Origin of the sequence: Tahibacter caeni (assembly GCF_024609805.1) — a bacterium.
Lineage (GTDB): Bacteria > Pseudomonadota > Gammaproteobacteria > Xanthomonadales > Rhodanobacteraceae > Tahibacter > Tahibacter caeni.
Window position 1 is genome coordinate 1 of the sequence record NZ_JANFVR010000280.1, and the last position, 6384, is coordinate 6384.

Annotated in this window: 5 protein-coding genes and 1 pseudogene; 2 read left to right on the top strand and 4 right to left on the bottom strand. The window is 70.6% G+C overall.

What is annotated here, in order from left to right; translation table 11 throughout:
* The 4 genes from NON22_RS18635 to NON22_RS18650 form a co-directional block, all read right to left on the bottom strand.
* A partial coding sequence (locus NON22_RS18635; RefSeq protein WP_257388460.1) for a hypothetical protein occupies nt 1-284 on the bottom strand: 284 nt, incomplete at its 3' end.
* A 38-nt stretch (nt 285-322) separates the two neighbouring features.
* Complete coding sequence (locus NON22_RS18640; protein WP_257388461.1) at nt 323-907, bottom strand: DUF4142 domain-containing protein; 585 nt, start codon at nt 905-907, stop codon at nt 323-325.
* A gap of 96 nt (nt 908-1003) precedes the next feature.
* Nucleotides 1004-2002 carry a non-homologous end-joining DNA ligase gene (gene ligD, locus NON22_RS18645; protein WP_257388462.1) on the bottom strand — a complete coding sequence of 333 codons (999 nt, stop codon included), beginning with the start codon at nt 2000-2002 and terminating at the stop codon, nt 1004-1006.
* A 49-nt stretch (nt 2003-2051) separates the two neighbouring features.
* On the bottom strand, nt 2052-2675 hold the full coding sequence (locus tag NON22_RS18650; protein WP_257388463.1) for a GIY-YIG nuclease family protein: 624 nt from the start codon (nt 2673-2675) through the stop codon (nt 2052-2054).
* Nucleotides 2676-3555: 880 nt separating this feature from the next.
* On the opposite strand from NON22_RS18650, the pseudogene NON22_RS18655 reads away from it, so the two are divergent.
* Nucleotides 3556-3739, top strand: a pseudogene (locus NON22_RS18655) (KGG domain-containing protein); the annotation flags it as partial.
* A 400-nt stretch (nt 3740-4139) separates the two neighbouring features.
* On the top strand, nt 4140-6384 hold a 2245-nt coding region (locus tag NON22_RS18660; protein ID WP_257388464.1), incomplete at its 3' end, for a CHASE3 domain-containing protein.

The window sequence follows — 6384 nt, forward strand, 5'->3', positions numbered from 1 at the left end:
CCCTGGCCGCGCTCGCCGCCGTAGCGCGCGGCGTAGTCGCCGCGCTGCGCGTCGGCTTCGCGGCGGCGCGCCTCGTCGCCGCGGCCGCCGTAATACGGCGCCGCCGGTCCGCGCTCGGCTTCCGCGTCGCCGTAGCCCCAGCCCTCGCCGCGGCTCTCGCGCGGCTGCCAGTCGTCTTCGTCGTAGCGGCCGTAGGCGTCGCGCTGCACGTCGTGGTAATCGCGCAGATCGTCGCGCGATTCGTGCTGCGGGTCGCGCTCGCGCGGATTGCGTGGTCGGTTCATGCGAATTTCCTCGGATGCGTCGGCCGGGCAGGCCGGTTTCAGCGCGCCGGCGCGCTGCCGCGCAGTTCCTTGGCCTTGGCCAGATGCTTGCTGACGCTCTCGCGCGTGCTGCGCAGATGCTGCTGCACGGCCGCGTCGCTGCTGCCCGGCAGCAGCTTGCCGTCGATGCGGCTCAGCACTTCGGCATGACCCTGCACCATCGCGTCGAGGTAGGCGGTCTGGAACGCGCTGCCGTCGAGCTTGGCGAGCGTGGCGCGTTCGGCCGCGGCCTTGTTTTTGAGCTGCGCGACGTCGGGGCTCTCGGTGATCGGCGTCTTGGTCAGCTTGCTGAGGTTTTCGACTTTTTCCAGATTGGCGCGATGGTCGCGTTCGAGCATCTTGGCGTAGTCGCGCGTCGCGGCGTCGACTTCCTTGGACTGGGCCAGTTCCGCCGCGGCGATCTCGTGCTTGTTCACCGCGACGAGCGTGCTCAGCGCCTCCGCATCGCCGGCGGCCGGCTGCGGCGCCGCCGCGTCCACGACCTCGCCGCGTTCGGGCGGCGCCGGATTCTGGGCGATGGCGCCGCTGACGGCGGCCAGCGCGATGCCGGTGGCAAACGCGCACAGGTAGTTTGTGACGATCATGGCAACCTCCGACTGTCGCTGGGAAACGCGCCGGCCGGCGCGCAGCACGGCGGCAGCAAGCCATGTGCCAATGCCGCGGAACGCGCGCCCGCCGCGTCAGCCGGCCCGGCGCGGGAGGTTCTGGCGCAGTTCGGCGATGCCTTCCCAGGGATCGTGCTTGCGTCGTGCAATGCGTCGCCGTGCGGAATGCAGGTCGAATGCAGCCGCGCCCGGCACGCGGCCGAGTTCGCTCCAGTCCAGCGGCATCGCGACCGGCGCGCCGGCACGCGCGCGCAGCGAATAGCTCGCGACGCTGGTCGAGCCGCGCGCATTGCGCAGATAGTCGATGAAGATGCGGCCGTTGCGTCTGACCTTGCTCGCGACGGCGACGAAACGAGCCGGCTCGTCCTGTTCGAGACTCGCGGCGACGCCGTGCGCGAAGCGCTTGGCCAGGTCCCAGTCGCAGCCGGGACGCAGCGGCACGACCAGGTGCAGTCCCTTGCCGCCGGAGGTGCGCAGGAATGCGGCGAGGCCGAGCTCGTCGAGCCGCGCGCGCAGGTCGCGCGCGGCGCGTCGGACCTCGCTCCAGGCGACGCCGGGACCGGGATCGAGATCGAACACGAGGCGGTCGACCCGGTCCGGCGTCGCGGCCATCGCGCCCCAGGGATGGAATTCCAGCGCGTTGAACTGCACCAGTTCGAGCAGCTGGCGTTCGTCGTTGACGACGAGGTAGTCGCGCACGGCGCCGGATTCCTCGCTCAACCGTACGCGGTCGACGCGCTTGAGGCCGGCCGTGCGGTGCTTCTGGAAAAAGCAGGCCTGCGCGACGCCGTCGGGACAGCGCAGCACCGAAAGCGGCCGGCCGGCGATCTCGCGCAGCAGCAGCGGCGCGACCGCGCGGTAGTAGTCGACGACGTCCTGCTTGCGGATGCCGTCGGCCGGAAACACGAGGCGATCCGCATGCGTGATGCGCACCTCGTCGACGGCGGCATCGCGCTGCGCTGCGGCCGTGCGCGAGGCGGTCCGGGCCGGTGCCGTGCCGCGGCGCAACGCGTCGGAAGCGGTTTCGCTCGCGCGCACGGAGTCGCGTTCGCGGTGGTGGCGGCTGAGGTTCATGGCGGCTCCGCGGCAGGCTGGTCCAGTTCGTAGCAATTCGCTTGCCGCTTCAGCGGCGCGGGCCGCGCAGGCTCGCCGCATCGTGCCAGTCCAGCACCGGCGCCGGCAGCCAGCGTGCGAGATCGATGTCCTCGGCACGGTAGGCATCGAGCACGTCGGCGACGCGGCGCTGGGCCGCGCTCGCGCGGCTGGCGGCGCCGCGCGCGGCGATCTCCAGCGGATCGAGCAGCGCGGTCCAGGCATACAGCAGCTCCGCGCCGGCGATCAGGCGTTCGCGTATCCAGCCGCGCAGCGGGCGATGCAGCGGATAACCCTGCTGCCGCAGCGATTCGGCGCTGTCGGCGAGGCTCGCATAGGCGCCGCGATACCACTCGGTGGCGCCGCCCGCGGCGACGGGCACGGTCAACGGCGCCGGGGCTTCGTGCAGCCGCAGCGCGCGGCCGAGCCGCGTCTCCAGCGCGCGCGCCTCGCGCACGGTGTCGGTTTCGATCGCGAAGGCCAGCTCGGTGTCGAAGAACTCATAGAAGCGCGCGTGCAGGGTCTGCATGCGTGCGAGCGGATCGCGCGAGAAGCCGAGCTTGAGCCAGTCCTCGCCGGCGCACGGCAGCACGTAGACGAACGCGCGCGCGGCGCTACTGGTCGAGGCGAACGGGTAGGGCGGTTCCGGCTCCATGGTGCGGCGGTCGCGAGGGCGGGCAGGCGCCAGCCTACTGCGTCGCCGCGGCGCGTGCGGCGCGACTTCGGCGGTCTCAGCCGGTCTCGGCCGGATTCTGACGTTTGGCCAGGTGGTTGTAGATGGTCTTCACGCTGACGCCGAGCGCGCGTGCGGCCGTGTTCCCCCGCATGCACGGTGGCTGCGATGATGCGCAGATTGCTGCGCTGCGGCGCCTGGTTCTCGAGCGCGCGCAGTACGCGCGATTTCAGCGGCGGCGGCCACGAAACTGACGCCGTCGTCGACGATGAGCAACGACGGATTTACTGGTGATTCCATGAAAAGCCTCGACACGCCGTATCGCGATCAGGCGATTGTTCGAGCTTGCTCATGTTGAGCGGCAAGACCTGCAATCAACCCTGAAAAAGTTACAGGATCCCGCGCTCGCGGCGGCGGCGGAGCGACGCCGTTCCTCAAATAATAAAATGTGTACATTTCTTGACCCTGCCGCATCGCAACATGATGCGGCGACTATCACCGTACGTCGACGGACCCTGCGGTAAACCGGCGCCAGGCCTGGGCGGCGGCGGAAGAAATTCCGTCCCGGATAGCAGGGGAAACCCCGGCTGTTGCGCCCCGCTGAACGCGCGCACGCTGCTGAGTGCGGTTGGCACGGTCGTTGCGGTAGTTACCGCGCCGCCCGAGCACACAGCGACCTCGTTCCGCGTAACAGACAGGGCGGTCGCGGCAAGAACGATGGCCCACTATGGAGAGAGCAATGAACCCGAACGACCAGCGCAAACCCGACGCCCCCGCGCAGACCGGCGGCAACGAATCGCGCGACACCGCCGAGAGCCGCCCGACCGAGAGCAGCGGCACGAGCCGGCGCGGCTTCGCGTCGATGGACGAGTCGCGCCAGCGCGCGATCGCGAGCGAAGGCGGCAGGGCTGCGCATGCGCGCGGCACGGCGCACGAGTTCACGTCCGAAGAAGCGCGCGAGGCCGGCCGCAAGGGCGGCGAAGCCGTCAGCCAGAACCGCCAGCACATGGCCGAAATCGGCCGTCGCGGCGGTGAAGCGCGCGGCAACGCCCACCGCGCCAAGGCCGCGGCCGCCACGCGCGGCGAGAGCAGCGACGACGAGAGCCCGCGTCCGGCGCGTTCCGGCAACACGGAACGTTCCAGCTCGGAACGCCGCGACAGCGCCGGCCAGTACGGCGCCATGGGCCGCCGCGACTTCTGAGCTCGCGCGGACGGCCGTGGCGGGTGCCGCAGGGCGCCCGCCACGGCGGCGGTTTTCACGCCGTCTCACGTATCATCACGTTCCGATCACGTGGGATATGTGGTTTTCACTGGCGAGCGCAGCCGGTGAGCGCGCCTGACGGCGCCGTACGGACTGCACCCATAACCATCCGATGACTCTAACGGTCTTCGCGCGGGGCGCAGGCCGCCGGCCGGCTTCGGTTCGGCCGTCTACAGGGAGCGTGCATGCCGCATTCGATTGCGCCGGACGAATCTCGCGGGCTGAGCTCGCTCGGATTCCTGCCCGCGAGGGCCGTGACCGGCTATGTGCTGGCCATCGTCGCCATCATGCTGATTGCATGGTTTTCCTACGCGTCCCTGGTGAATCGCACGGTCACCTCGGCGCGCGTGCAGCATTCGATCGACACGATGGCCGCGATCGACGAGACCCTGTCGCTGGTCAAGGATGCGGAAACCGGCCAGCGCGGCTATCTGCTCGGCGGCGAGGCCGGCTATCTGGAACCCTATGCCGACGCCAAGGCCGGCCTGGCCGGCGCAAGCCGGCGCCTGCGCGCGCTCGTCGCGGGCGACGCTACGGAAGAGGCGCACGTCGACGCCTGGCTGCAGCTCGTCGACGGCAAGCTCGCCGAACTCGAACAGACCGTCGACCTGCGCCGTCGCGGCGACGGCAGCGCGGCGCTGCAGATCTTCGCCAGCGAGAAAGGGCGCGTGCTCATGGAGCGGCTGCGTGCGCTCGCGGCCGAACTCAAGGCCGAAGAGCAGCGCAGGCAGGACGGCTATCGCGACGACTGGCAGCAGGCCAGCGACCGCTCGGTCTGGGTCGCACTCGGCGGCTCGGCGATCTTGTTCGTGCTCGTGCTGATCGCCGCGTATCTGAGCTCGCGCGACTACCGCGCGCGCGAAACCGACACCTGGCTGCGACGCGGCCAGGCCGGCCTGACCGAGCGGCTGCTCGGGGAGCAGGGACTGCAGTCGCTCGGCGAGAACGCGCTGGGCTTCATCTCGCGCTATCTGGAGGCGCCGGTCGGCACGGCCTACGTGCAGGTCGGCGGCGGGCGCTTCGAACAGGTCGCCGCGCAGGCGCCCGACGGCGGCGTCGCGGCGGCGGAACTGCGCCTCGGCGAAGGGCTCGTCGGCCAGGCGGTCAAGGACCGCCGGCTGCTGCACCTGCGCGATCTGCCGGCTGGTTATCTGCCGCTGCGCTCGGGCCTCGGCCGCGGCGACGTCGGCGAGCTGCTGATCCTGCCGGCGATCGACGGCGGCGTCGTGCAGGCCGTGCTCGAATTCGGCTTCCTGCGTCCGGTGCGCGAGGCCGAGAAGGAACTGCTGCGCCGTGCCGGCGACAGCTTCGCGCTCGCCGTGCGCACGGCCAAGGACCGCCTGCGCGTGCAGGAGCTGCTCGAGGAGACCCAGCAGCAGGCCGAGGAGCTGCAGACCCAGCAGGAAGAGCTGCGCGTCAGCAACGAGGAGCTCGAGGAGCAGAGCAGCGCATTGCGCGCGTCGCGCGCGCAGCTGGAGAACCAGCAGAGCGAGCTCGAACAGTCCAACGTGCAGCTGCAGGAGCTCGCCCAGCAGCTCGAGCACCAGCGCGACCAGCTCGCGCGCTCGCAGGTCAGCCTCATCGACAAGGCGGCCGAGCTCGAACGCACGAACACCTACAAGAGCGAGTTCCTGGCCAACATGAGCCACGAGCTGCGCACGCCGCTGAATTCCACGCTGATCCTGGCCAAGCTGCTGGCCGACAACAAGCAGGGCAACCTGACCGAGGAACAGGTCAAGTTCGCGCAGACCATCGCGTCGGCCGGCCAGGACCTGCTCGCGATCATCAACGACATCCTCGACCTGGCCAAGATCGAAGCCGGCAAAGTCGAGTTAAATCGGGAAAAAGTGAACATTGCTGCAGCGGCCGACGCGCTGATGCGCGTGTTCCGTCCGGTCGCCGACGAGAAGGGGCTGCGCCTGCACGGCGAGATCGAACCCGGCACGCCGGCGGAGCTGGTCACCGATCCGCTGCGCCTCGGGCAGATCCTGCGCAACCTGCTGTCCAATGCGATCAAGTTCACCGAGTTCGGCGAAGTCCGGCTGCGCGTCGGCGCCGACGAGCGCGGCCAGCTGCAGTTCGCCGTGCACGACACCGGCATCGGCATCAGCGAGGCGCAGCTCGAATCGGTGTTCGAGGCGTTCCGCCAGGCCGACGGCAGCACGCACCGCAAGTACGGCGGCACCGGCCTGGGGCTCGCGATCTCGCGCGATCTCGCGCGCCTGCTCGGCGGCGACATCGCCGTGCGCAGCACGCCGGGGCGCGGCAGCGTGTTCGTGCTGACCCTGCCGCTGCAGCCCGACGACGCCGCGGCCGGCGCGCCGCCGCCGGCGCCGGCTCTCGCGCCGTCCGGCACCGGCGCGGCGCCCCGCGCTGCGGCCCCCCGCAGCGCGACAGCGTCCTCGCCGCCGCGACCGGCCATCGCCGAGG